The sequence below is a fragment of the Actinoallomurus purpureus genome, from assembly GCF_024055795.1.
GTDB classification, from domain to species: domain Bacteria; phylum Actinomycetota; class Actinomycetes; order Streptosporangiales; family Streptosporangiaceae; genus Actinoallomurus; species Actinoallomurus purpureus.
The window spans coordinates 101,457-126,700 of the sequence record NZ_JAMXMY010000025.1 but is presented as its reverse complement, the minus strand read 5'-3'; the positions used below and the strand labels follow the sequence as shown (position 1 = coordinate 126,700).

General features: G+C 71.0%; 22 protein-coding genes. 12 read left to right on the top strand and 10 right to left on the bottom strand.

The window, feature by feature from the left end; all coding sequences use genetic code 11:
- Positions 1 to 33: 33 nt before the first annotated feature.
- Both cobN and NE236_RS35650 read left to right on the top strand, forming a co-directional pair.
- A complete protein-coding gene (cobN, locus tag NE236_RS35655) occupies positions 34 to 3,693 on the top strand; it encodes a cobaltochelatase subunit CobN (protein ID WP_372494489.1) in 3,660 nt (1,219 codons plus the stop codon).
- A 169-nt stretch (positions 3,694 to 3,862) separates the two neighbouring features.
- On the top strand, positions 3,863 to 4,789 hold the full coding sequence (locus tag NE236_RS35650) for an alpha/beta hydrolase (RefSeq protein WP_252846651.1): 927 nt from the start codon (positions 3,863 to 3,865) through the stop codon (positions 4,787 to 4,789).
- 10 nt (positions 4,790 to 4,799) lie between these two features.
- Here the strand turns inward: NE236_RS35650 and NE236_RS35645 are convergent, their stop codons facing one another.
- Positions 4,800 to 5,615, bottom strand: coding sequence for a UTRA domain-containing protein (locus NE236_RS35645; RefSeq protein ID WP_252846650.1), 816 nt, complete (start codon positions 5,613 to 5,615; stop codon positions 4,800 to 4,802).
- A gap of 235 nt (positions 5,616 to 5,850) precedes the next feature.
- Between NE236_RS35645 and NE236_RS35640 the strand changes: the two genes are divergently transcribed.
- The gene (locus NE236_RS35640; protein ID WP_252846649.1) at positions 5,851 to 6,219 is read left to right on the top strand and encodes an ATP-binding protein; all 369 of its coding nucleotides are present in this window, start codon (positions 5,851 to 5,853) and stop codon (positions 6,217 to 6,219) included.
- Positions 6,220 to 6,274: 55 nt separating this feature from the next.
- Here the strand turns inward: NE236_RS35640 and NE236_RS35635 are convergent, their stop codons facing one another.
- Positions 6,275 to 6,889 (bottom strand): TetR/AcrR family transcriptional regulator, encoded by a 615-nt coding sequence (locus NE236_RS35635; RefSeq protein WP_252846648.1) that lies wholly within the window; start codon positions 6,887 to 6,889, stop codon positions 6,275 to 6,277.
- An 84-nt stretch (positions 6,890 to 6,973) separates the two neighbouring features.
- Here NE236_RS35635 and NE236_RS35630 point away from each other — a divergent pair, with 84 nt between their 5' ends.
- Positions 6,974 to 7,804 carry an alpha/beta fold hydrolase gene (locus NE236_RS35630; RefSeq protein ID WP_252846647.1) on the top strand — a complete coding sequence of 277 codons (831 nt, stop codon included), beginning with the start codon at positions 6,974 to 6,976 and terminating at the stop codon, positions 7,802 to 7,804.
- Positions 7,805 to 7,871: 67 nt separating this feature from the next.
- On the opposite strand, the gene NE236_RS35625 is transcribed toward NE236_RS35630, so the two are convergent.
- Entirely contained in the window at positions 7,872 to 9,608 is a 1,737-nt protein-coding gene (locus NE236_RS35625) for a serine/threonine-protein kinase (protein ID WP_252846646.1), read from the bottom strand.
- 64 nt (positions 9,609 to 9,672) lie between these two features.
- Positions 9,673 to 10,632: a quinone oxidoreductase family protein gene (locus tag NE236_RS35620; protein ID WP_252846645.1), complete on the bottom strand. Its 960-nt coding sequence runs from the start codon at positions 10,630 to 10,632 to the stop codon at positions 9,673 to 9,675.
- A 138-nt stretch (positions 10,633 to 10,770) separates the two neighbouring features.
- Between NE236_RS35620 and NE236_RS35615 the strand changes: the two genes are divergently transcribed.
- Entirely contained in the window at positions 10,771 to 12,777 is a 2,007-nt protein-coding gene (locus tag NE236_RS35615) for a HelD family protein (RefSeq protein ID WP_252846644.1), read from the top strand.
- Positions 12,778 to 12,814: 37 nt separating this feature from the next.
- Here the strand turns inward: NE236_RS35615 and NE236_RS35610 are convergent, their stop codons facing one another.
- Complete coding sequence (locus tag NE236_RS35610) at positions 12,815 to 13,459, bottom strand: TetR family transcriptional regulator (RefSeq protein ID WP_252846643.1); 645 nt, start codon at positions 13,457 to 13,459, stop codon at positions 12,815 to 12,817.
- 134 nt (positions 13,460 to 13,593) lie between these two features.
- Between NE236_RS35610 and NE236_RS35605 the strand changes: the two genes are divergently transcribed.
- Together NE236_RS35605 and NE236_RS35600 are read left to right on the top strand one after the other, a co-directional pair.
- The gene (locus tag NE236_RS35605; RefSeq protein ID WP_252846642.1) at positions 13,594 to 15,180 is read left to right on the top strand and encodes an MFS transporter; all 1,587 of its coding nucleotides are present in this window, start codon (positions 13,594 to 13,596) and stop codon (positions 15,178 to 15,180) included.
- Positions 15,181 to 15,307: 127 nt separating this feature from the next.
- Positions 15,308 to 15,499: a hypothetical protein gene (locus tag NE236_RS35600; RefSeq protein ID WP_252846641.1), complete on the top strand. Its 192-nt coding sequence runs from the start codon at positions 15,308 to 15,310 to the stop codon at positions 15,497 to 15,499.
- Positions 15,500 to 15,610: 111 nt separating this feature from the next.
- Here NE236_RS35600 and NE236_RS35595 read toward each other — a convergent pair whose 3' ends face one another.
- The 4 genes from NE236_RS35595 to NE236_RS35585 all read right to left on the bottom strand — a co-directional run bounded on the left by NE236_RS35595 (position 15,611) and on the right by NE236_RS35585 (position 19,149).
- Positions 15,611 to 16,681: a methyltransferase domain-containing protein gene (locus NE236_RS35595; RefSeq protein WP_252846640.1), complete on the bottom strand. Its 1,071-nt coding sequence runs from the start codon at positions 16,679 to 16,681 to the stop codon at positions 15,611 to 15,613.
- Positions 16,682 to 16,786: 105 nt separating this feature from the next.
- Entirely contained in the window at positions 16,787 to 16,915 is a 129-nt protein-coding gene (locus NE236_RS44060) for a hypothetical protein (RefSeq protein ID WP_289851284.1), read from the bottom strand.
- A 358-nt stretch (positions 16,916 to 17,273) separates the two neighbouring features.
- Positions 17,274 to 17,687, bottom strand: a complete 414-nt coding sequence (locus tag NE236_RS35590) for a hypothetical protein (protein ID WP_252846639.1) — start codon at positions 17,685 to 17,687, stop codon at positions 17,274 to 17,276.
- A 52-nt stretch (positions 17,688 to 17,739) separates the two neighbouring features.
- Positions 17,740 to 19,149 (bottom strand): helix-turn-helix domain-containing protein, encoded by a 1,410-nt coding sequence (locus NE236_RS35585; protein ID WP_289851283.1) that lies wholly within the window; start codon positions 19,147 to 19,149, stop codon positions 17,740 to 17,742.
- A 161-nt stretch (positions 19,150 to 19,310) separates the two neighbouring features.
- Here NE236_RS35585 and NE236_RS35580 point away from each other — a divergent pair, with 161 nt between their 5' ends.
- From NE236_RS35580 to NE236_RS35565, 4 genes are all read left to right on the top strand, one after another.
- The gene (locus NE236_RS35580) at positions 19,311 to 20,645 is read left to right on the top strand and encodes an MFS transporter (protein ID WP_252846637.1); all 1,335 of its coding nucleotides are present in this window, start codon (positions 19,311 to 19,313) and stop codon (positions 20,643 to 20,645) included.
- A 106-nt stretch (positions 20,646 to 20,751) separates the two neighbouring features.
- Positions 20,752 to 21,213, top strand: coding sequence for an NUDIX domain-containing protein (locus NE236_RS35575; protein ID WP_252846636.1), 462 nt, complete (start codon positions 20,752 to 20,754; stop codon positions 21,211 to 21,213).
- A 166-nt stretch (positions 21,214 to 21,379) separates the two neighbouring features.
- Positions 21,380 to 22,294 (top strand): LysR family transcriptional regulator, encoded by a 915-nt coding sequence (locus NE236_RS35570; protein WP_252846635.1) that lies wholly within the window; start codon positions 21,380 to 21,382, stop codon positions 22,292 to 22,294.
- Positions 22,295 to 22,366: 72 nt separating this feature from the next.
- Positions 22,367 to 23,239 carry an alpha/beta fold hydrolase gene (locus NE236_RS35565; protein WP_252846634.1) on the top strand — a complete coding sequence of 291 codons (873 nt, stop codon included), beginning with the start codon at positions 22,367 to 22,369 and terminating at the stop codon, positions 23,237 to 23,239.
- 261 nt (positions 23,240 to 23,500) lie between these two features.
- Here NE236_RS35565 and NE236_RS35560 read toward each other — a convergent pair whose 3' ends face one another.
- Positions 23,501 to 23,902 carry an NUDIX hydrolase gene (locus NE236_RS35560; protein ID WP_252846633.1) on the bottom strand — a complete coding sequence of 134 codons (402 nt, stop codon included), beginning with the start codon at positions 23,900 to 23,902 and terminating at the stop codon, positions 23,501 to 23,503.
- A gap of 218 nt (positions 23,903 to 24,120) precedes the next feature.
- Between NE236_RS35560 and NE236_RS35555 the strand changes: the two genes are divergently transcribed.
- Positions 24,121 to 25,155 (top strand): LacI family DNA-binding transcriptional regulator, encoded by a 1,035-nt coding sequence (locus NE236_RS35555; protein WP_252846632.1) that lies wholly within the window; start codon positions 24,121 to 24,123, stop codon positions 25,153 to 25,155.
- Positions 25,156 to 25,244: the final 89 nt, after the last annotated feature.

Below are 25,244 nucleotides of genomic sequence, written 5' to 3'. Positions count from 1 at the left end.
CGGGGCGAGGACCCCCGAGGGAAGGAACGACACGTGCGTGTCCTGCTGCTCTCAACCGCCGACACCGAACTCCTGTCCGCCCGCTCCGCGGACGCCGGATATGTGACCGGCAACCCCTCCCGTCTGGACGTCGCCGACCTGGACGCGCTGTGCGACGGCGTCGACGTCGTGGTGGTCCGGCTGCTCGGCGGGCTGAAGGCCTGGCGGGAGGGCGTCGAGGACCTGCGCCGCCGGGGCCTGCCGCTGATCGCGCTCGGCGGGGAGGCCGCGCCGGACGCGGAGCTGATGGCGCTGTCGACCGTGCCCGCCGGCGTCGCCGCAGAGGCGCTGGACTACCTGCGCGAGGGCGGCGTGGGCAACCTGCGGGAGCTCGCCCGCTTTCTGTCCGACACCGTGCTGCTCACCGGCGAGGGCTTCGAACCGCCACGGCGGATGCCGACGTACGGCGTGCACCGCACCGGGAGCGAGCCTGAGGAGGGACGGCCGACCGTCGGTGTCGTCTTCTACCGGGCGCACGAGCTGTCCGGCAACACCGCGTTCGTGGACACGCTCTGCGAGCGGATCGAGGAGCTGGGCGCGAACGCGCTGCCGGTCTTCTGCGGGTCGCTGCGCTCCGCCGACGAGGGACTGCTGGACCTGCTGGGCGGGGCCGACGCGTTGATCGTCACCGTCCTCGCCGCCGGCGGAGCGGTGGCCGCCGACGCGTCGGCGGGCGGTGACGAGGACGCCTGGGACGCCGGGGCGCTCGCCACGCTGGACGTGCCCGTGATCCAGGGGCTGTGCCTGACGACGTCCCGCGCGACGTGGGAGGCGTCGGACGCCGCGCTCTCCCCGATGGACGCCGCGATGCAGGTCGCGATCCCCGAGTTCGACGGCCGGCTGATCTCGGTGCCGTTCTCCTTCAAGGAGGAGGGGCCGGACGGCATCCCCGTCTACGCCGCCGATCCGGAGCGTGCCGCCCGCGTCGCCGGGATCGCCGTCCGCCAGGCCCGGCTCCGGCACACACCGGTCGCCGAGCGCCGGCTCGCGATCGTGCTGTCGTCGTACCCGACCAAGCACTCCCGCGTCGGAAACGCCGTCGGCCTGGACACGCCGGCCTCGGCGGTCCGCCTGCTCGGAGCGCTGCGCGAGGCCGGTTACGACGTCGGCGAGTACCCCGACGACGGGGACACGCTGATCCACTCGCTGATCGCGGCGGGCGGTCACGACGTCGAGTGGCTGACCGAGGAGCAACTGAGCGCCGCACCCGCCCGGGTCACCTTGAAGGACTACGAGCGGTGGTTCACCGCGCTGCCGGAGCGGCTGCGCGAGGGCATGCGGGAGCACTGGGGCGAGCCGCCGGGCGAGCTCTACACCGACGGTGACGACGTGGTCCTCGCCTCGCTGCGCTTCGGCAACGTCGTGCTGATGATCCAGCCGCCACGCGGGTTCGGGGAGAACCCGGTCGCGATCTACCACGACCCCGACCTGCCGCCTTCGCACCACTACCTGGCGGCGTACCGCTGGCTGGACGAGGTGTTCGGCGCCGACGCGGTGATCCACCTCGGCAAGCACGGCACACTCGAGTGGCTGCCCGGCAAGGGCCTCGGCCTGTCGGCCGAGTGCGCGCCGGACGCCGTCCTCGGCGACCTGCCCCTCGTCTACCCCTTCATCGTCAACGATCCCGGTGAGGGCACCCAGGCGAAGCGGCGCGCCCACGCCGTGATCGTCGACCATCTGGTGCCGCCGATGGCACGGGCGGAGACGTACGGCGACCTGGCCAAGCTCGAACAGCTCCTCGACGAGTACGCCACCGTGCAGGCGCTGGACCCGGCGAAGCTGTCCACCGTACGCGCCCAGATCTGGACGCTCGTGCAGGCCGCGCAGCTCCACCACGACCTGCACGTCAGCGATGAGCCGGGCGAGGCGGACTTCGACGACTTCGTCCTGCACATCGACGGGTACCTCTGCGAGGTCAAGGACGTTCAGATCCGCGACGGCCTGCACATCCTGGGCGAGGCTCCCCAGGCGGAACAACGGGTCAACCTGGTGCTCGCCGTGCTCCGCGCCGCGCAGGTGTGGGCCGGGCGGGCCGGCGCGCTGCCCGGTCTGCGTGCCGCGATCGCTCACGCCCACGGGCTGGACGAGCGCGAACTGCTCGCCGTCCCGGGCGCTCGGGTGGAGTCCCCGGCGCAGGCCGCGGGGGTCACGGCCCTCACCGAACTCGCGGACGGCCCCGCCCGGACCGCCTCGGACGTGATCGACCTCCTCGAGGCGGTGGCGCGCCGGCTGGTCGTCGGCATGGAGACGCTCGGCTGGGACGCCTCCCGTGCGGCGGCCGTCTGCACCGAGGTGCTGGGCCGAGAGGCGCCGGACGTCGTGGCCCTGCTGGAGTTCGGCGCGCGGGAGGTCGTGCCGCGGCTGGACGCCACGTCCGGGGAGATCGACGCGGTCCTGCACGCGCTGGACGGCGGGTACATCCCCGCGGGTCCGTCCGGGTCGCCCACCCGCGGGCTGGTCAACGTGCTGCCGACCGGCCGTAACTTCTACTCCGTCGACCCGAAGGCGATCCCGTCCCGTACCTCGTGGGACGTGGGGGTGTCCCTCGCCGAGTCGCTGGTCCAGCGGCACCTGGACGACACCGGCGAGTATCCGCGCAGTGTCGGCCTCACGGTCTGGGGGACCTCCGCGATGCGCACCCAGGGCGACGACATCGCCGAGGTGCTCGCGCTGATCGGCGTCCGCCCGGTCTGGGACGAGGCGTCGCGCCGCGTCACGGGCTTCGAGATCATCCCGAGGGACGAGCTCGGCCGGCCGCGCGTGGACGTCACCCTGCGGATCTCCGGTTTCTTCCGCGACGCGTTCCCGCACGTGATCGCGCTCATGGACGACGCGATCGGCGCGGTCGCGCGGCTCGACGAGGCCGGCAACCACGTCCGCGCCCACGCTCTGGAGGACATGGCCGGGCACGGCGACTGGCGCCGCGCGACCAGCCGGATCTTCGGGTCCAAGCCGGGGGCGTACGGCGCGGGCCTGCTGCCGCTGATCGACGCCCGCAACTGGCGGGACGACCGCGACCTCGCCGAGGTGTACGCCGTGTGGGGCGGATACGCGTACGGGCGCGGTCTGGACGGGCGGGAGGCGCGTACCGACATGGAGGCGTCGTTCCGCCGTATCTCGGTCGCGGCCAAGAACCAGGACACCCGTGAGCACGACATCATGGACTCCGACGACTACTTCCAGTACCACGGCGGCATGGTCGCCATGGTGCGGGCGCTGACCGGCGCCAGCCCAGCCGCCTACGTCGGCGACTCCGCACTGCCGGACCAGGTGAAGACGCGCACGCTGGGGGAGGAGACCCACCGGGTGTTCCGCGCCCGCGTCGTCAACCCGCGGTGGATCGCGGCGATGCGCCGCCACGGGTACAAGGGCGCCTTCGAACTCGCCGCCACCGTCGACTACCTCTTCGGCTACGACGCGACGGCCGGGGTGGTGGACGACTGGATGTACGAGAAGCTGGCCGAGGAGTACGTCTTCGACGCCGAGAACCGCGCGTTCATGGAGCGGTCGAACCCCTGGGCGCTGCGCGGCATCACCGAGCGCCTCCTGGAGGCCGCCGACCGCGGTCTGTGGGCCGAGCCGGACGCCGACACCCTGAACCGCCTCCGCCAGACGTACCTCGACCTCGAAGGCGATCTGGAGGCCGGCGAATAGGCGATGGCGATGGCAGCCGATGCCCGGCTGACGCGCCGCCGGAGGATGAGGCGGACCTCGTTCGTGGACGTGCCCGCATGTGCGGGCGCGGGGTCATCCGGTGGTTCCTGGCGTTTCACGCGTGCTCGGCTGTGGCGCGGGTCCGGGTGGCGCTTTACGCTGATCGGCCATGGAACAGGATGTGCTGGGGGCGGACTATGAGGCGATCCGGCTGACGCTGGAGGACGACGCGGAGGGTGAGGTGGTGGCCACGCTCGTCCGGCGTCCCTGTCCGGGCAGCCGGAAGGCCGTGCTCTATGTCCACGGGTTCGTCGACTACTTCTTCCAGACGCACCTCGCCGACTTCTACGTCGAGCGCGGGTACGCCTTCTACGCCCTGGACCTGCGCAAGTACGGGCGTTCGCTGCTCGACCACCAGACGCCCAACTTCGCCCACAGCATGTCCGACTACTTCCCCGAGATCGACGAGGCGGTGCGCCTCATCCGGAAGGACCACGACACGCTGCTGGTGAACGGTCACTCGACGGGCGGGCTGGTCGCGGCGCTGTGGGCCGATCGCGTACGCGGTCAGGGACTGGTCGACGGCCTGTTCCTCAACAGCCCGTTCCTGGAGCTGAACGTTCCCGCCGGGGTCCGGCGGACGCTCGCGCCCGTGGTCCGCGCCCTGGCGAAGGGCCGCCCGACCATGGCCCTGCCGGCCGGAGTGAGCCGGTCGTACGTCCACAGCATCCACCGTGACCACGCCGGGGAGTGGGACTTCGACCTGACCTTGAAGCCGGCGGAGGGCTTCGGCGTACGGGCCGGGTGGCTGGCGGCGATCATCAGGGCACAACGGCAGGTCCACGCGGGGCTCGGCATCGACGTGCCGATCCTCGTGATGGCCAGCGCGACGTCGGTCCGCGGTAAGAAGGCCGACTTCTCGGCCGGCGACGGCGTGCTGAACGCCGAGGACATCGCCCGCTTGTCGCCGCGCCTCGGCAGGCACGTCACCTGCGTGCGCGTCGAGGCCGGCCTGCACGACCTGGTGCTGTCCGCCGAGCCCGTGCGGGCGAAGGTCTTCGACGAGCTCGAGCGCTGGATGACCGTTTACCTGTGAGCCGGCGGGATCAGAACTGGTCGCACCCGCCGGCCTGGTTCACGGTGAACACGTGGCGGGTGGCGGCGCAGACGGTCTCGAGCACGTGGATCGGCGTGTCGTCGGTGGAGTAGGACGCCCGGAGCACCTGGACGACCCAGTCGTCGGGATCGAGGCGGAGCAGGCCTGTCTCCGGCGGGTCGGCGGGCCGCGCCACGAGCGTCTCCTCGGCGTGCCCGAACGCGTGCCCGCAGGCGACGATCGCCTCGTGCAGGGTCGGCTTGAGCAGCTTGGGCTCCATGATGGCGGTGTGCGCGAAGAGATCGGCGCGGAAGTACGAGACGGCGATCCGCACCGGCACGTCGTCGGCGAGCATCAACCGGCGGCGGGCGATGACGTCCTCCCCGGGCCGCACGCGCAGGCAGGTCGCGACGTGTTCTCGGGCGGGCTCCAGGTCGACGCCGAGGATCCGCAGCTCGGCGTGGACGCCCTGCCGCTCGGCCACGCTCTTGTACATGCACCCGGCGCCGTACATCGTCGGCTCGGTGGGCAGTGATCGCTGCACGATGACCGGGGGCGTCCGCTCGGCGAGCGGCTCGAGCGGCTCGGGCGCCCGTGCGGCCGAGCCCTTACGCATCTGGGAGACGCGGCCCGGTGACACGCCGAGCACGTTGGCGATGTCCTCCAGGCGGTGGCCGCTCTCCCTCGCCTCGGCGATCGCCTGGCGGCGCATCCGGGCGGCCTCCTCGACCAGGGCCTGCTGGTCGGTCATCACCGCGCCGAGGGCACGGGCGCGCTCCATCGGATCGGCGAGGGCGGCGATCTCCCGCAGTCTGCTGTGGCTCACAGCGTCGGAGCTCCGCTCTTCGAGACGGGCTTTAGCCCCCCTGTTGCACGACTACGCATCGTGGCCGTATGCTCACACTCTATCTCGTATAGGCCCCCTAAAGGCCGCCGCTGAGAGGGCTTCGATCCATGCGCGTTCGTCTCGATCACCCTGCCCATCTTGCTACAGGGGGAGCTCGCCATGGTGGAGTTACCGACAAGTTCGCCACAGTCGGTCACCTGCCGGTGACGGGCTGATGCATCGGTCGGTGCTGGGGGCGATCACTCTCCCCGGGCGGCCGGAGGAGGTCACGACGGCCCGGCGGTTCGTCGCCAAGACGCTCGCCGGCCATCCGCAGGCGGAGACCGCCGTGCTGCTGACCAGTGAGGCGGTCACCAACTCCGTGGTGCACACCGACAGCGCGATGGTGACGCTGGTCGTGCTCGAGACGCACGCCGGGCTGCGGTTCGAGGTCACCGACGAGGGCGGTGACACGCTCCCGACGGTCTATGACGGCTATGAGCTCCGCGAGGGCAGGCGCGGCGTGTTCCTCATCGAGGAGCTCTCGACGGCCTGCGGCATCCGCACCCACGACGCCGGTCTGACCTTCTGGTTCGAGCTCTAGGGGCTGTTTCATGAGCCCGCTGTCCGGCTGCGCGGCGCGGCTCATGAAACAGCCCCTAGCGACCGCCCGCGCCTGAGGCGGGGCCCGGCCCGACGAGGCGGTGGAGCAGTTCCTCCACCGCGGCCACGCCCTCGCGGATGGCCGCGTCGGAGTCCTCGGAGCGCGCGATCATGAGCGCCATCTCGTTGAGCGCCGCCAGCAGCATGTGGGCGAACGCGTCCACGAACTCGGCGGGGAGCCGGCCGGCGTCGGCGACGAGTCGCAGCGCCTCCTTCGTCATGCCCAGTGCGTACTTCTCCTCCAGCGCGCGCCAGCGCTCCCAGCCGATCACCGACGGCGCGTCGATCAGGAGGATCCTCTGGACGACCGGGTCCGCCGCCAGCCGGACCCAGGCCAGGCAGCCGGCGCGGAGCGTCTCGACCGGGTCGGTCAGTCGCTCGACGACACCGATCAGCTGCTCCGTGACGTCCCGTTCGAGCGATTCGAGGACGGCCGTGAACAGGACCTCCTTGCCGCCGAAGTGGTGATAGAGGGCGCCGCGGCTGACCGCCGTCTCCTGGAGCACGGCCTCGATCGAGGTGTCCTCGTAGCCGTGCTCCGCGAACAGGCCGGTCGCGACCTCGAGCAGGTGCTCGCGGGTCGCGCGGCCCCGCTCCGCCTTCTTGTTCATGAGGGCAGTTAATACCGGAGAGTTGACATACCGACAGTCGGTCTGCGATTTTGAACCGACAGTCGGTATGTAAGGAGAGTGTCCATGGAAACGCGCATCGCGCACACGCAGTCGGGCGACATGGCGTACGTCGACGCGGGGGAGGGCCGGACCGCCATGTTCGTGCACGGCGTCGGCACCAGCAGCCGCCTGTGGCGTGGAGTCGTCGAGGAGTTCAGCGCGGAGCGGCGTTGCGTCGCGATCGACCTTCCCCTGCACGGCGCGACCCCACCGCGAGCCGACTACTCGCTGCCCGCGCTCGCCCAGGCGATCGCGGATCTCTGCGTCACCCTGGACCTGCGCGACATCGACCTGGTCGCCAACGACACAGGGGGAGCGGTCGCCCAGGTCTTCGCCGCCCGCCACCCGGAGCGGCTGCGCACCTTCACGCTCACCAACTGCGACACCCACGACAACCTCCCGCCGGAGGAGTTCCGGCCCACCGTCGAGCTGGCCGAGCGTGGCGAGCTGGCACCGGCGGGGCCGGTGTTCATGGCGGACGTCGAGGCGGCGCGCGGGGTCATCGGAGCGGGCTACGAACACCCGGAGAAGCTGGACGCCGAGACACTGCGGGCGTTCCTCGAACCGGTCTTCGGCACTCCCGACCGGGCCCGGGACTTCGAGCGCTTCCTCACCTCGGTCGTGGCGGCCGACCTGCTGGCCGTCGAACCGGAGCTGCGCAAGCTCGACATTCCCACCCTCGTGGTCTGGGGCACCGGCGACCAGTTCTTCGACCTGCGCTGGGCTCACTGGCTGCGGGAGACGATCCCGGGAGCCACCGAGGTCGTGGAGATCGAGGGCGGGAAGCTGTTCTTCCCCGACGAGCGCGCGGCCGACCTGATCCCGCACCTGCGTCGCCACTGGGCGGCGCACTAAGAGCCCGCGACGGGTCATGTCGACTTCCGAGTCCGGCGGCGACATGACCCCGGCCCGCCGACGGGGGCTAGGGGATCGAGGACAGGTCGAAGTTGTCGAACAGCACCCGGACGTCGCCGCCGCTTCCGCCGTTCTCCTGGGCGGCGACCAGACCCGACGCGCCGTTGGCCAGTGGGCGGTCCCCGTCGGACGTCTCGGCAGCGAGTGTGCCGTTCAGCCACAGGCGCAGCAGGACCTTGCCGTCCTGCTCCTCACAGGCGGCCTGGACGCGGTTCTTTGCCTGCTTCTTGAAACCGGCGGCGGACTGCCTCCTCAGCAGTTCCCGCGAACCGCTCTTGCCGGCGGCCTTCCGGATCAGCACGCCCTTGCCGTCCGCGCGGACGAGGAAGTCGTAGTAGGCGGCGGCGGCGCTGTCACCGGTGGCCCGGCAGAAGACCCCGAACATGCCGTACGGCGGGCCGCCCAGCACCGAGGCGTCCGCGCCGACGAGCACCCGCTCCGGCGTGTCCTTCACCGCCTTGTCGGACGGGGCCTTCTCGGCGCGGCGCGTGTAGATGCTCGTGCCCGCGTCGATGCGGTATCCGCCCTGGTAGTAGCCGTTCCCCGAGTACCAGGTCGAGCCTGACCACCCCGAGCTCGTGTTGGAGAAGTCGTCGAAGTAGACGCCGGTCGTCTTCGACGGCGGTCCGTCGGAACCCCGGACGAGGAACACGGTGCCGAGGACGAGGACGCCCGCCACTGCGCCTCCGGCGAGCAGCCACCGCCGACGGCGGAGGGAGGCCGGGACCCCGCCCCCGATGTGCGCGGTGGCGCCGGTGGGCGCGTCGGCCCGCGTCGTACGGTCGCCGGGCGTCGCCCGGGCATGGGTCGCGGCCCCCGGGGCGGCCGGCGGCGCCTGGCCCGCCGTGGCCGGGGACGTGCGGTGATCCGGGACGGACCAGGTGCGGCCCACGGCCTCGGCGGCGCCCGCGGTGTCCGCGTGCGGTCGCCCGGTGAGGCGGTCGAGGAGTTCCTGGGCGGACGGGCGCCGCCGGGGGTCCTTGAGGAGGGCCTGCGCGACCAGATCGCGCAGGCCCTCGTCGAGGTCGTCGACGGCGGGCTCGCCGTGGACGATCTGGTACAGCACGGCGGGGACGGTGGGTCCGTCGAACGGGACCCGTCCCGTGGCGGCGTACGCGACGACGCATCCCCAGGCGAACACGTCCGACGCGGGGGAGGCGGTCTCGCCCGCGACGAGCTCGGGCGCCATGTACGCGGGCGTCCCGATGAACTGCCCGGTCCGCGTCGCGCCGGAGACGGTGTCGAGCGCCCGGGCGATCCCGAAGTCGATGACACGCGGGCCCACCGACGACAGCAGGACGTTCGCGGGCTTGAGATCGCGGTGCACCACGCCCGCGGCGTGGATCGCGGTGAGCGCGGTGGTGACCCCCACCGCCAGGTGCTCCAGGCTCGATCCGCGCATCGGCCCGCTGTCGCGTACGAAGGCGTCGAGGTCGGGGCCGTCGACGAACTCGGTGACCACGAACAGCGGCTCGCCGTCGAGCCGGGCGTCCAGCACCGGGGCCGTACAGAAACGCCGCACCCGGCGGGCGGACTCGACCTCCCGGCGGAAGCGGTCCCGGAACATCTCGTCCTCGGCCAGGTCCGGGTTGATGACCTTCACCGCCACGCGCTCGCCGCGCGCGCTCTCCGCGAGGTAGACCGTGCCCATCCCGCCGCGGCCGATCCGGCCGACGAGCCGGTAGTCCCCGAGCCCGGCCGGGTCACCGGGCCGTAGCGGATGGATCGTGTTGCCTCCGGTCACGACGACCCGCCCTCCCGTTCCGATGAGCGACCAGACTAACGGGACAGGAGGGAGGTTTCGTGACTCAGGGGATCAGGAGGAGCTTGCCCGTCGTCCGGCGTGCCTCCAGGTCCTCGTGGGCCCGGCGGGCGTCGGCGAGGGGGTAGCGGCCGCCGATGTGCACCGAGAGCTCTCCGGAGGCGACCCAGCCGAACAGGTCGCCGGCGCGCCACAGGAGCTCCTCGCGGGTCGTGACGTAGTGCACGAGCGTGGGGCGCGTCAGGTAGAGCGAGCCTCCCGCGTTGAGCCGCTGGGGGTCGACCGGCGGCACCGGCCCGCTGGCGGCCCCGTACAGTGCGAGCAGGCCGCGCCTGCGCAGCGCGGCGAGGCTGCCGTCGAAGGTCGTCTTGCCGACGCCGTCGTACACCACCGCCACGCCGCCATCCGTGCGGCGGCGGACCTCCTCGGCGAAGTCGTCGTAGCGCAGCACCTCGTCGGCGCCCGCGTCGCGCGCGAGCTTCTCCTTGGCGTCGGTGGAGACGGTTCCGATGACCCGGCCGCCCCGCAACTTGATCATCTGGGTGAGCAGGAGCCCCATCCCGCCGGCCGCGGCGTGCACCAGCGCGGTGTCGCCCGGCTTGATCTCGTACGTCGAGTGCGTCAGGTAGTGCGCGGTGAGGCCCTGCAGCAACACGGCGGCGGCCAGTTCGGGAGACACCCCGTCCGGCACCGGAACGGTCTGGCCGGCGGGCACGACGGCCCGTTCGGCGTACGCCCCGCGCAGGCCGGCCGAGGCCACCACGTCACCCACGCGCACGTCGGTCACCCCGTCGCCGACCGCCGTCACCCGGCCCGCGCCCTCCGCGCCGGGCACGGCCGGGAGCTCCATGGGATAGGTGCCCTCGCGCTCGTAGACGTCCCGGAAGTTGACCCCGGCGGCGGCCGTCTCGACGACGACCTCTCCCGGCCCCGGCCGCGGATCGTCCACGTCGGCCAGGGTCAGCGCCTCCGGCCCTCCGTGCTCGGTCACCAGGATCGCGCGCATGACGACCTCCTCCTTTTGTTCGACTCTTATCGAACACTAGCGCACCCCTCCGGGCGCGGGAAAACGGGCTGAGAAGAGCGCGGCCGCGTACTAAGTTGGCAGGTTCGCACCCCCTCCATCGACCGAAAGGCTTTCGCCATGCCCACGCAAGAGGCGGAGGACGCCGACCCCGAGATATCGGCCGAACGCGCCCACCTCACCCACTCGCGGGAGGCGCTGCGCCGGATGCGCGAGAACGTCCTGTCCCTGGACGCCTCGGCGGCCGGCGACTGGGTCTCCGCCAAGGTGCTCGGCGCCGATCTCGCCAAGCGCGCCGAGGCCCTGCGCGACGACCCCACGACCGCCCTGTTCTTCGGGCGCCTCGACCATCCGGAGGAGCGGCTGTACGTCGGCCGGCGCCACGTCCACGACGCCGGCGGCCGGGCCCTGGTCATCGACTGGCGGGCGCCCATGGCGCGGCCGTTCTACAAGGCGAGCACCGCCGACTCGATGGGCCTCGTGCTGCGCCGCCGGTTCGGCTACTCCGGCGGCGAACTGACGGCGTACGAGGACGAGGACTTCTCCGCGCCGGTCGAGTCACGGCTGCTGATCCAGGAGATCGAACGCCCCCGCGTCGGCCCCATGCGCGACATCGTCGCCACCATCCAGCCCGAGCAGGACGACATCGTCCGCGCCGACGCCGCCCACACGCTGTGCGTCCAGGGCGCGCCGGGCACCGGCAAGACCGCGGTCGGCCTGCACCGGGTCGCCTACCTGCTGTACGCCCACCGCGAGCGGATGCGCCGGGGCGGTGTCCTCGTCATCGGCCCGAGCGCGTCGTTCCTCGACTACATCCGCGGGGTGCTGCCCGCCCTCGGCGAGGTGAACGTCGAGCAGCGCACCCTCGACCAGATGCTGGCCGCCGTGCCGGTGAAGGCCCGCGACGAGCCCGAGGCAGGGCGGCTCAAGGGCGACGCCCGGATGGCCGAGGTGCTGCGCCGCGCGGTCTGGAGCCACCTGCGCGAGCCGTCCGAGGCCCTCATGCTGCCGCGTGGCACCCGTCGCTGGCGCATCCCCACGCATGAGATCACCGAACTGGCCGAGACCCTGCGCGCACGCGGCATCCGGTACGGCGCCGGCCGTGACCTCCTCGGGCACCGCATCGCGCACGCCATCCTTCTGCGCATGGAGACGGCGGGCGAGGCCTGCGACGACCGGACCCACGACGCCGTTCGCAGGACCCGTCCCGTCAAGGCGATGGTCGACCACGTCTGGCCGGCCCTCGACCCGGTGCGCGTGGTGACGCGGCTGCTGTCCGACGCGGCGTTCCTCGCGCAGGCCGCCGACGGTCTCCTGGACCCCGCCGAGCAGGCCGCCCTGCTGTGGGCCAAGCCGCCGAAGGGCCCCAGGTCCGCGCGCTGGACGCCCGCAGACGCCGTCCTCGTCGACGAGGCCGCCGACCTGATCAGCCGCACCTCCAGCCTCAGCCACGTCGTCCTCGACGAGGCGCAGGACCTGTCGGCCATGCAGTGCCGGGCGGTCGGCCGGCGCTGCGAGACCGGATCGGTGACGGTCCTCGGGGACATCGCCCAGGGCACGACGCCGTGGGCGGTCGGCGACTGGCCGACGCTCCTGCGGCATCTAGGCAAACCGGACGCGGACCTGACCGTGCTCGACCGCGGCTACCGCGTGCCGCGCCAGATCATCGACTTCGCGAGCCGTCTGCTCCCGCGGATCGCCCCCGAACTGGCGCCGCCCACGTCCGTACGATCCGCCCCCGGGTCGCTGCGGGTCCAGCGGGTCGCCGACCCGTTCGAGGCGGTCGAGGACGCCTGCCGTGAGGCGCTGCGCGGGGAGGGGTCGATCGGCCTGATCGCCGCGGAGGCCGACGTCGCGGGCCTCGCCGGCCACCTGGCCGCGCTGGGGGTCGAGCACGTGCGCCTGGCGGACGGGATGGCGGCGGCACGTCTCGTCGTCACCCCGGCGACGCAGGCCAAGGGCCTGGAGTTCGACCAGGTCATCGTCGTGGAACCCGTGGCGATCGTGGACGCCGAGGCCGGCGGCGAGCGCTCACCCGGGCTGCGCCGGCTCTACGTCGTGCTGACCCGGGCCGTCTCGCGGCTGACCGTCCTGCACTCCCGCGACCTGCCCGAACCGCTGCGCTGAGCACCGGCCCCCGAGTCGCGCGTGGTCGGCGGATCGGTCAGCCGCCGGACCAGGCGCGGGGGAGCGTCTCGGCGGCGAGGGCGAAGGCCTCTTCGATGCGCGTGGCGACCTCATCCGGCTGGAAGAGGCCGTCGCGCGCGCAGCGTTCGAACGCGACCCGCATCACGGTGAGGAACGTCGCGGCGATCAGCGTCGGCCGCAGGTCGGTCGCCGGGTCCGCGTCCATCCGCCGGGCGAGGATGGTGGCCAGCTCGTGCTCCAGCTCGCTGAAGTACCGCAGCTGCGCGATCGCGAGCGCCGGATTGTGATCGATCACGTCGCGGACCTTGGCGAACCGGCCGGCGTGGTCCTCGTCGGCGTACCTGACGGTGTCCAGGACACTGTGGATCGCGGCCGCCAGCGCGGTGACGGGCGGCTCGTCGGCGGGTCGGCCGGCCAGCGTCGCGACGAAGAGCTGGTCGTGCTCCCTCATGACCGAGAGGGCGACGTCCTCCTTGCCGGCGAAGTACCGGAAGAATGTGCGTTGCGACACATCGACCGCCGCGACGATCTCGTCGATCGTCGTCGCCTCGTACCCCTTGGCGAGGAACAGGTCCAGCGCGGCGCCGATCAACGCCCAGCGTGTCCGCTGTTTCTTCCGCTCCCGCAAGCCGGTGGCGGGTACCTCCCAGGTTTGGACCATGTCACCCTCTCGTTCACATATCGGTTCAGAGTGTGCCATAAGGCAGCTTGTGACTCTTAAAACGATTTGTCATGTGTCAGCGGCTGCCATAAGTTCTGGGGTGCCACCGATCGCGCGATCCAAGGGGGACTGAGATGTCGCAGCCGGCCGTCCAGGAGCGATTGCCCGCAGGGGCGGGACCGAGACGCCGCGGAAAGGGGAACCCGTGGCTGACGCTGGCCGCGGTGGCACTCGGCGTCATCATGGTGACCCTCGACGGCACGGTCGTCGCGATCGCCAACCCGGCGATCTCCAAGGACCTGGGCGCGTCACTGTCCGACCTGCAGTGGGTCACCAACGGCTACCTCCTCGCCCTCGCCGTCGCCCTGATCACCGCCGGGAAGCTCGGTGACCGGTTCGGCCACAAACCGGTCTTCCTGATCGGCGTCGCCGGCTTCGCGCTGTCCTCGGCGGGCATCGGATTCTCCAAGGAGATCGTGATGGTGATCGCGCTGCGGGTCCTTCAGGGCCTGTTCGGCGCGATGCTCCAGCCCACCGCCCTCGGCCTGCTGCGCGCGGCGTTCCCGGCCGAGCGCCTCAACATGGCCATCGGCCTGTGGGGCGCGTGCATCGCGGCCTCCACGGCCTCCGGCCCCATCGTGGGCGGCCTGCTGGTCCAGCACGTCAACTGGCAGTCGGTCTTCTTCATCAACGTGCCGGTCGGCATCGTGGCGCTGACCGTCGGCGCCCTGTTCCTGCTGAACGCCCGCGGCGAGTCGCAGTCCGGCGGCTTCGACATCACCGGGATCGTGCTGCTGTCCGGCATGCTCTTCACCCTGGTCTGGGGCGTCATCAAGGCGCCGGCGTACGGCTGGGGCGACGCGAAGACCCTGGCGTTCTTCGGCGGCTCGGTCGCGCTGCTGATCCTCTTCCTCGTGCGTGAGCGGATGGCCCGTCAGCCGCTGCTCCCGCTCACGCTGTTCCGCTCGGTGTCGCTGTCCGTGGGCGTCGTGCTCATGATGCTGATGGCGTTCGGCATGTTCGGCGCGATGTTCTTCCTCACCTTCTACCTGCAGAGCGTGCACGGCCTGACGCCCGTGGCCACCGGCGTGCGGCTCCTGCCGATGATGCTGGCCATGATGGTGGCCTCCCCGGTCGCCGGTGGAGTGATCTCCAAGGTCGGGCCGCGCGTCCCCCTGGTCGTCGGGATGGGGCTCGCCGGCGTGGCGTTCCTCGGGATGTCGGGCCTCGGGGTGGACGCGAGCTTCATGGCCATGGCGCCGTGGTTCGCGCTCATCGGCATCGGCCTGAGCCCGGTCATGGTGGCCGCCACCGACATCATCGTGGGCAACGCGCCCATCGCCCTGTCGGGCGTCGCGGGCGGCCTGCAGCAGGTGGCCATGCAGGTCGGCGGCGCGCTCGGCACCTCGGTCCTCGGCGCCGTGCTGACCGCGAAGGTGGCCGGGGTCCTGCCCGGGCACATGAAGGACGCGGGGCTGCCGGCACCGACCCCCGCGCAGGTCGACCTGATGAAGGGCGCGATCTCCCAGGGCGTCGCGCCGGTGCCGAAGAACACCCCGCCGCAGGTCGCCCAGCTGATCGTCAAGGCCAGCCACCTGTCGTTCATCGACGGCATGCACCTGGCGTTCATCGTGAGCGCCGCCATGGCGTTCATCGCCGCCCTGCTGAGCCTCCTCGTCCGGGCGGGCCGCCAGGTCGAGGGCGCCGCCATGCACATTTGAGCCGCCTCCGACGGCACCATGATCGCGATCCGTCACACGCAGAACTGCGCCCAGTCCTGAGGTCTCAATGGAACGAGACCGGCCCGCGTAGCGGGCCGGTCTTCGCGCTTGGCTCACGCTCGGCGAATTGTGGCTCCTGCACGACCACGGCTGGTGGGCGATCTCCTTCGCCATGGTCGTGGCCGTCGTACTGACCCTGGGGGGCCTACGCCTGATCCTCCTTCCTGCTTTGCCGCCGGTGTCGCCGACACGAACCGGGCATTCGGGATGTGTCTCCGTCAACACCGGCGGCAAGGCGCCAACACCGGCGGCCGGCTGAGCTGGTTGCGCACGGAACGCTCGGCAAAGCCCGCCGCAAGGCGGGACGAAGCAGTGCGAAACCCATCACGATCTCTTGTCTTCACCGAGCATCGTGACATTCCGGCCCCCGCTAGGGTCCGACCAGATCGATTGGGTCATCAAGCCACACGCGTTCGCCTTCCGGTGAGACGGTCAGCCCGAACCGATCGCGGGCCGGACGTCCGAGGGACAGCCACCGGAGGTATGCCTCGGAGACTTCGTCCCACAGGCGGCGCGGCCCATGCTGTTGGACGAGGAACTCGGCCTTTCCGGGCACGTAGTCCACCGACGCCCAGGACCCATGGTGCCCGGCATTGTCGAGCACCCAGAATGTTGCTTCCCCGGAGTTCGTCTCCTCGTCGTAGTAGAGGCGTTTGTGCACACCGGGAACGCGGGCGCAAATGAACAGGTCTGCGTCGGTGTCGTCGTGCAGGTGTCGCGGGTCGAGGCGGGTTGTCGACTCAGCCGGGTCATCCGACTCGTGCACCCAGTCGAACGCGGCCCCGCGTGCCGGGCGCTGCGAGCGCATCAGCATGTACCCGGCTGGACTCGGAAACCGCCCGACGGCCGTTCCGTCGCCGACGACGACCAGGCGAGTCAGCCAGCCGTACCCGTAGCCAGAACTGTAGGGGGTCAGGATCAGCCCACCCGGACGGGTTTGCTCCACCCAGGCGTACGGGATCGTCGCGACCGCACATGTTACGTGGACACGATCGAAAGGCGCACCGTCCGGCCACCCATCGGCACCGTCACCGACGACCAAGCGGGGCGCGTATCCGGCCGCCTTGAGGTTCGCCGCCGCCCGTTCCGCCAGCACCGGATCGATTTCGATGGTGGTCACGTTCCGGCCGCCAATGCGATGCGACAACAGCGCCGCCGTCCAACCGGTTCCCGTGCCGATTTCCAGGACCCGATCGTGATCCTTGACCATGAGCGACTCCAGGAATGCGAAGACCGCCCCCGGAGCCGAACAGGACGAGCTGGCCCGCCCGTCGCCCAGCACGTCGGAGCCGCCATCGTCGCGTTGCGTGACCAACGACGCATCGGAGTAAACGGCCTCCCACCAGGCCGTTTCGTCACCGGCCCGATCGACCGGGTATCCAGGGGCAGGACCGTCCGGGTTCGCCCAGGCGACATCTGGCACGAACAGGTACCGGGGCACCTCCACCAGCGCTTGCCGCCACCGCTCATCCGTGAGGTCCCCTTGACCCGCGAGCAGGTCAGCGAGGGTTTCGGCGCGTGCACGCGGGTCAGGGGATGTCATCGCTCACTTACCTCTCTTGCCGTCGCTCTTGTTGTCGTTTGTGTCGCCGCCACTGCCGCGCTTGCCGCCCTGCGGGTTTTTGCCGTCCGTCGGGGTCTTGCCGTCGCTGTTGCCTCCACCGTGTCTGCCCATGCTCACCTCCCGTCTCCGATTCGTTGCGCCTTTGAGGCGCTGGTACGGATCGATGGCTGTTAAGGCCACCTCAGCGCAGGGAGGTCAGCACGGGTCGGCTCGGTGTTCAGCGACAGGTGAAGACTGCCCCCCAGGCGACGGACAGTCCGCCGAGGGTGGGTGGGCGGGCGCGGCCAGTTGTCCGCCTGAATGATCGCCCGCGTCAACTCCTCCACGTCCGCTGCCTCCACCAAGCGCCAGCCGCGCGACACTCGCACCAACGCCCACCAGGATTTAGTTGCCTCACCGAACCAGAGTGGCACCCCAGGAAAACGGCGCGTCAAGATCGCCACCACCATGGGATTGGGGGCTAGAAGGTTCACGACGCACCGCCCGGATTCCCAGGCCGTCGTGCCGCCCGTGCCTCACCCGCCTTTGTCCAGACATGCGCGGCAATGGCAGCAGCCGCCCCCGCCGGATCCGTCACCAGGTGACTGTCGTTCCCCGACTTCCACTCGAAGTAGTCACCGCTCACCGCGATCACGACGACGAGCCGCCCCGCGGCTGAACGGATGAACGCGGCCGGACCCGCGTCACTCATCCCGACCTGGAGCCCGAAGCCGACCAGTTCCCGGACCAGATCGGTCAGGAGGCGTATCTCGCGCTCGTGCTGTTCCCGCGTTGAGTTGAGCGCTTCGGCGCTTAACCCCTCCATCCGGCAGGCCCGCGCCAGACCGTCAGCGACCGTATGCGCGTCCCCCGGAACTTCTGGACGTGTTCCCTCACCTGTCATGGTCCGGAACAGTAGGAGCCGCAGAGTGACCGCAGGGGGACACGGTGTCCCCCTAGCCCGCGAGGACCCCGACAGCGTCAGCGAGTGCGACAGCGTCGCTCTTCAGCGGTCCTCGCGCCTCTCGTAGCAGGTCGGAGACGAGTCCTCGGGCAAGAGGGGTGTAGCGGACGGACTCCGGCGATGTCGTGTGCGCACGGTTCATGTAGTGCAGAGTGCCCGCGTGGTCGTGGCGCTGGTGCTGTGCCCGAGCGAGTTCGATGAGGACGCGCGACCGCCGCTCGACGGACGGAACGGTGTCGAGGTCCATGTCCTCGGACCGTTGGAGAGCGGCACCGGGCGTGCGGAGGTCCACTCCTACGGAGATGCCGTGAATGTCGACGTTCGCCCGCCCGAAGACGGTCCAGGCGTGCGCGTAGGCAGCGGGAAGCCGCTCGACGACGCGATTGGCTTCGTCCCAGTGACGCCACGCGTCGCCGTCTCTTCCCTCCCGCGCGTAGGTGATCGCAGCGTGCAGATGCAGCGCACCGTACATGGCCCGCAGATCATCGGAGCCGCCATCCAGAAGAGGGGCGAGTCCGTTCGCCGCCGTCTCGACCTCGCGTATGGCCTCCTCGGCATACCCCGTCTCTCGGAGCCCGTTGCCGTACGTCCACGCGGCCCCGCCGAGGCTCACCGGATCGTCGGCTTCCTGGGCGGCGAGACGACCACGGTCGACGATAATCCAGTACAGCTCCGGCTCACAGGCGTAGGCGAGTGCCTGCTGCGCCAGGTGGTAGACGTCAGCGAGCACCGCGTACGCCTTACGTCGCTCCGCCCCGTCGAAGTGGCGCGTTGACACTTGAGCGTCCCGGATGAGAACAGGCAGCATCCGGCCGACCTCCGAGCGCTGGAAGCGCGAGGAGTGCCACAGTCGCCACAGCTCCGAGACCCGCCCGCGAAGTACGTCCAAGGACGGCGGGTCATCCTGTGACGGAGACGAGAACAACGACCCCCGTACGGCATCGCGGATCTCACCGACGAACGGCAGCATGAGGCGCGAGGAGGCGTCGACCGGAACCGGCGTCGTTCCACCGGTGATGACGGACAGGTCATTGACCCGGAGAGCTGTGGCGAGCCGCACGAGGAGCGTGTAACTGCGTAGCTCCCGTTCGCCCCTCTCGATCTTCTTCAGCCAGTCCGGACCACGGCCGACCAGATTGGCGAGCACCATGCGGGACATTCCCCGACGCTCCCGAAGGACACGGATACGTTCGCCAGGCGTCAGCTCAGAGGGAAGAGTCTCGGGCACGGGGGACTCCCAACGAGTAGCGGTGACCCTGCGGCCAGGGTACGCCGCGAAGCCGGAAAAGAGGTCTGACCGCAGCGTTTCTCCGGCGGTCGGATCAGCCCGCCCGCTTCCGCGCGATGCTCCGCGCGGTGGCGATGTTCTGGTACGCGAGCTCTGCCCAGAAGTGCTCCCCATGCCGCAGGCCGCCGAGGCGCCTTCGCTGGTCGCCGCAGAGACCCGTCCGGGTTCTCCCGGCGACCAGCAGTTTTTGTCACATATCGCTCGTTCCGTCTCACCGGAAACCGGGTAGTCGTCCTCCGTTGCTCAAAAATGATCGGGGGCGACAGGAGGAACCGATGGTCCTGGACCCAGAAGAGGCGCGCGACGCCCGATCCGTCGCCGAGAGCGAGCACGGATCGCAGGTACGCAAGGCGGCCCTGGCCGCCATCGTCGGCACCTCGATCGAGTGGTACGACTTCTTCCTCTACAACACAGCGGCGGCCGTCGTCTTTAAGGACGTCTTCTTCCCCAAGTCCACCCAGTACGTGGGGACGCTCTCGTCCTTCGCCACGTACGCCGTCGGATTCGCCGCCCGGCCGATCGGCGCGGCGATCTTCGGCCACTGGGGCGACCGGCTCGGCCGCAAGGCGACCCTGATCGTCACGCTCCTCCTCATGGGCGTCTCCAGCGCCCTCATCGGCGTCCTGCCGGGCACGAACACCATCGGCGTCGCCGCGCCGATCCTCCTCGTCGCCCTGCGCGTGCTGCAGGGCATCGCCGTCGGCGGGGAGTGGAGCGGCTCGGTGCTGCTCTCCATGGAATGGGGCAACCCCCGCCGGCGCGGCCTGATGGCCAGCTGGCCGCAGATCGGCGTGCCGATCGGTCTCATCCTCGGCACCGTCGCGATGTCCTCGGTGGCGACCGCGAGCGGGGACGCGTTCAAGCAGTGGGGCTGGCGCCTTCCGTTCCTGTTCAGCCTGGTGCTCGTCGGGATCGGTCTCTGGGTGCGGCTCCGCGTCATGGAGACCCCGATGTTCGCCAAGGTCGTCGAACGCCGCGAGGTGGCCAAGGTGCCGGTCCTCGAAGTGATCCGCCGGCACCCGAAGGAGATCCTCCTCAGCGCGCTCCTGCGCTGCTCGGAGCAGATGCCGTTCTACATCTTCACGTCGTTCGCGCTGACCTACATCGTCGAGGACGTCAAGCTGTCGAGGACCTTCGCGCTGAACGCGGTCGCCGTGGCCGCCGCCCTCGAGCTGATCCTCATCCCGACGTTCGGCCATCTCAGCGACACCGTGCCGCGCAAACGCGTGTACGCGATGGGGGCACTGCTGCTCGGCTTCTTCGCCTTCCCGTACTTCGCGCTGCTCAACACCGCCATCCCCGCGGTCGTCTTCCTCACCGTCGTGCTGGCCCAGGTGCCGCACGCCATGCAGTACGGGCCGCAGGCGTCACTGATCGCCGAGGTGTTCCCGACGAAGCTGCGGTACGGCGGCGCGGGCATCGGTTACCAGCTCGCCTCGGTCATCGCCGGCGGCCCGGCGCCCTTGCTGGCGACCTGGCTCCTGCACGACCACGGGTGGTGGGCGATCTCCCTCGTCATGGTCGTGGCCGCCCTGCTGACCTTGGGAGCGACCGCCCTGCTCCCGGACCGCAGCCGGATCGACGTCGCCGATGACACGGCCTACGCCTGAGGGTTCCCCGTCTCTGCCGCCGCTGTTGACGGACCAGATCCGGCAATCCCGGCAGTCCCCCGTCAACACCGGCGGCAAAGAGTCCATCGCGACGTACGCTCGCAACGTGATCACCGCACCGGGAATCGACCCGACACGTCTGACGTACGACGCCGGCCGTGACGGCATCGCCAAGCTAGTGGTCGGCGCCGTCGTCCACACCGGCGGCAAGGTTCTCGTCCTGCGTCGTTCGGCCATCGACGATTTCCTGCCCGGCATCGAGGAACTGCCCTCCGGTGGCGTCGAAGCCGGCGAAGACCTCCTCACCGCACTCGCGCGCGAACTCGCCGAAGAGATCGGCCGGACCGGCCCGATGACCCTCGATTCCGGCTTCGTCGCCAACTTCGACTACCTCTCCGGCTCCGGCCACAAGACCCGCCAGCTGACCTTCGGGCTGCCCCACGACGGGCGGCCCATCGCGCTCAGCACCGAGCACACCACGTACCGGTGGCTCCGGCCCGCGGACCTCGCCGAATCCAGCGTCACCGAGGAGACCGCCCAGACCATTCGCAGCTGGGCGGTGAGCTGAGGTTCGCCTGCGTGCGAGATGCGTCGGCGACGCGGGCCGCTTGACCTCGTTCTCGCCGCCTTGCCGCCGCTGTTGTCGGCACGAACCCGGCATGCCGGGACCTGCCCCGTCCATCCCGGCGGCAAGGCGTCCACGCCGGCGGCAAGGCATGGATCCGATTCTGACCGTGGTGCGACAATTCAGGGTGATCAGTTCGCGTCAGCTGGAGTACGTCCGGGCGGTCGCCCGGGAACTGCACTTCACCCGGGCGGCGGAGGCGTTGAGGATCGCGCAGCCCGCGCTGTCGCAGCAGATCCGCAAGCTGGAGCGGCAGTTGGGCGTGGCGCTCTTCGAACGTAACAACCATCGGGTGAGGCTCACGCCCGCCGGAGCGGCGTTGCTGGACCATGCCGAACGCATCCTGTCGGACCTCGCGGCGGTCGAGGAGGAGATGCTCGGCTGGGCGACCGGTGCCCGTGGCCGGATCCACCTCGGCAGCGCCCACGGTCTCACGGTCCGGCTGGCCCGCCTGCTCACGGCCTTCGGCGACGCCTACCCGGCGGTGGAGGTGGAACTGCGGGAGATGACGAGCGCCGAGCAAATCGACGACCTGCACGCGGGCCGACTGGACGCGGCGACGGCGGCCTTGTCGTCCCGCGTGGACGACGTCCGCCTGGCGTCGCATCCGCTGGGCGAGGAGCCGCTGGTGCTCATCACCGCCTCCACCGGGCCGCTCGCCGGAGAGCGGCGCATGCCCGTCGCCGCTCTCGACGGGCTCGACCTGATCGCCTACCCGTCCGGGTCCGTCGTGTGGGAGACCATCCTGTCGGCACTGGCGGCCGCAGGGGCCCGGCCTCGACTCCGCATGGAGACCCGCGACTACACGACGGCACGGGCGCTCGCCGGTCTCGGCGCGGCGTCGGCGATCGTTCCCCGGTCCATCGCCGAGGAGCCCGGACGGCCGGTGCACGTCGTCCGGCTCGAGCCCGAACCGGTGTGGGGACCCGTACTCGTGTGGTCGGCGATTCGCCGCCCGGGTCCGGCGCTGGCCGCCTTCCTCGACTTCGCGACCCGGAGTTCCGAGCTGACCGTCGGCGGGTGATATCTCACAGGCCTCACCGTCAGATCAACAAGATCTTGGACATATGGCTCGGAGGGGCTCGATCATCCCCACATGGACTTTCACTCCGAGGGGGACGCCCGCAGAGGCACGCGGTCGCACCGCGTGAGCCTCACCGATCACGAGACGGTGGTGACGCAGATGGGCGACGACGGTCCGGCGGTCGTCCTCATCCACTCGATGGGCGTCGACCGGCGGATGTGGGAGCCGGTCATGCCGCGGCTCTCGGCCGGCCGGCGCGTGTTCGCCTACGACGTCCGCTGCCATGGGGAGGCGGTCGGTGCGCCGATCCCCTTCACGATGGCCGATACGGCCCGCGACCTGCTGGGCGTGCTCGACGTCCTCGCCGTGGACCGCGCCCACCTCGTCGGGCTCTCTCTGGGCGGCGCGATCGCGCAGACGGCCGCCGTCGCGTGGCCTGACCGGTTCGTGTCCCTCGCCCTGCTGGCCACGACCGACCATCCTTTCCCGGACGTCTTCGAGGCAAGGGCGCGGAGCGCCGAGACCGAGGGCATGCCGGCACAGGTCGACGGCACGCTCACCCGCTGGTTCACCCCTGAAGCCCTGGCCGCCGACGGCTGGGCGGTGCGGTACGCGCGGGAGTGCGTTGAGCGCTTCGACCCGGCCGTGTGGGCCGCCACCTGGCGGGCGTACAAGAGCCTGGACGTGATGGGGCGGCTGGACGGCTTCCCGGGGCGGATCCTGTTGATGGGCGGGGGGTCCGACGTGTCGGCACCGCCGGAGTTCATGGCGGCACTCGCCGAGCGGATCCCCGGAGCTCACCGGCAGGAGGTGGCACGCGCGCCCCACATGCTGCCTCTCGAGCGGCCCGTGGAGGTCGCCGAGATCCTCGACCGTTTCCTCCCCGCCGACCGGCCGGGCACCCCCGCGCGGTGCCCGGACGCCGACCCGGTCCCCGCCCGCTGAGCGGACCGCCGATGCCGCCCCGCCCGGCCGTTTCGGTGGCGTGCGGGACGCTCGGGCAAGGGCACCGCAGGGCCGGGTGAAGCGCCCGAAAACCCCGGCCGCCGCCGACCTTCACCGAGCATCGTGCACCGGTGACTCGTCCGCTCCGCTCCCGGGCGGCCATACAGCGAGATGCCCGGTCGAGGCGACCGCGGCGAACCCGTCCGAACAGCCTCGACCGGGCATCGTGCGCTCCGACCCTGGCCGGTGTCCCGGGGCGGACTATCGGGGGGCGGGAAGGACACCCCAGGAGGCGAGGGTCTCGATCAGGCCGGTGGTCGTCGGGAGGGCGGACAGCTCCTCAGCGGTGACCCAGCGGGCGTCCCGGGCGTCGTCGCCCGCGCGCAGGACGCCGTCGGTGACGGTCGCCCGGTAGTCGCGGATGTCGTAGGTGACCCCGCCCGGGCCGGCGCGGTCCACCGAGCCGACCAGCGGTCCCGGATCGACCCGCAGCCCGGTCTCCTCGGCGACCTCGCGGACGACGGCGTCGGCGTCGCTCTCGCCCGCCTCGGCGCGGCCGCCCGGAAGCGACCACATGCCCTCGCCGGGTGGCTGCCCGCGCCGGATCAGCAGCAGGCGTCCCTCGGCGTCATGGACGATCGCTCCCACGCACCGCACACGCATGCCCCCAGCGTGCCACGGCCGGACCCGGCCCGTCGGCCGGGAACGGGAACTCGGAGGGGAAAGAGGGCTCGGAGGGGAGAGGACGGTCCGCGCTCGATCGGATGCCATCGGCGACAGCAAGCTATTCCGTTGCTGTAAGCAGTGTCAACGGTCTTGCCGATATGGTCATCGAGAACAGCAAAACCGGTTTATCAAATCGGTCTTCCGGGGGAGGTGGGATGAAGCGTCCGACGATCGCCGACATCGCGCGCCGGGCGGGGGTCACCAAGAGCACCGTCTCGTTCGCGCTGAACGACCGGCCTGGTGTCTCCGCCGCGACACGTGACCGCATCCTCGAGATCGCGCGGGAGATGGGGTGGCGGCCGAGCCGCGTGGCCCGCGCGCTGTCCGGGGGCCGGGCGGGCGTGCTGGGCCTGGTCGTGGACCGCCCGGCGCGCACGCTGGGGATCGAGCCCTTCTTCATGCAGCTGATCTCCGGCATCGAGGGCGAGCTCGCCGCGCGTGACGTCGCGCTCCTGCTGCAGATGGCCGAAGACGGCGAGGCGCAGATGGCGACCTACCGCCGCTGGTGGGCCGAGCGCCGCGTGGACGGGGTGTTCCTCGTCGACCTGAGGATGGAGGACGAGCGGGTCGGGCTGCTCACTGAGCTGGGGATGCCCGCGATCGTGATCGGGGGACCGGAGGGGCACGGAGGGCTGCCCGGCGTGTGGAACGACGAGGCCGAGGCGATGCGGGCCGTAGTGGAGTACCTCGCGGCCCTCGGCCACCGGCGGATCGCCCGGGTGGCCGGGCCGCCGGAGCTGCGGCACACGGCCGCGCGCGGGGCGGCGTTCGAGGCCGCGGCCGCCGCACTCGGGATCGCGCCCGCCTCGGTGGCCACGGACTACACCGGGGAGGAGGGAGCGCGCGCCACCCGCCGGCTGCTCGCGTCGCCGGCGCCTCCGACCGCCGTCGTCTACGACAACGACGTGATGGCCCTGGCCGGGCTGGCGGTCGCCGCCGAGATGGGCGTGCCCGTTCCGGACCGGTTGTCCATCGTCGCCTGGGACGACTCGGTGCTCTGCCGGCTGGTCCACCCGCCGCTGACCGCGGTCGGGCTCGACATCCCCTCCTACGGCGCGGAGGTCGCGCGCCGCCTTCTCGATCTGGTCGCCGGGCATCCCGTCGACAGCGGCTGCCACGCCACGCCCGTACTGACGCCGCGGGGCAGCACGGCCGCCGCGGCCGGGACGGTTGACGCTAAACCGGTTTAGTGTTCCTATCGATACAGCGGATTTCCACAGTGTCCGGAGAACTAACCGGTGGCCGGGTCGTACCGGCCTCCGGCCGGTCTGCGCTCGAC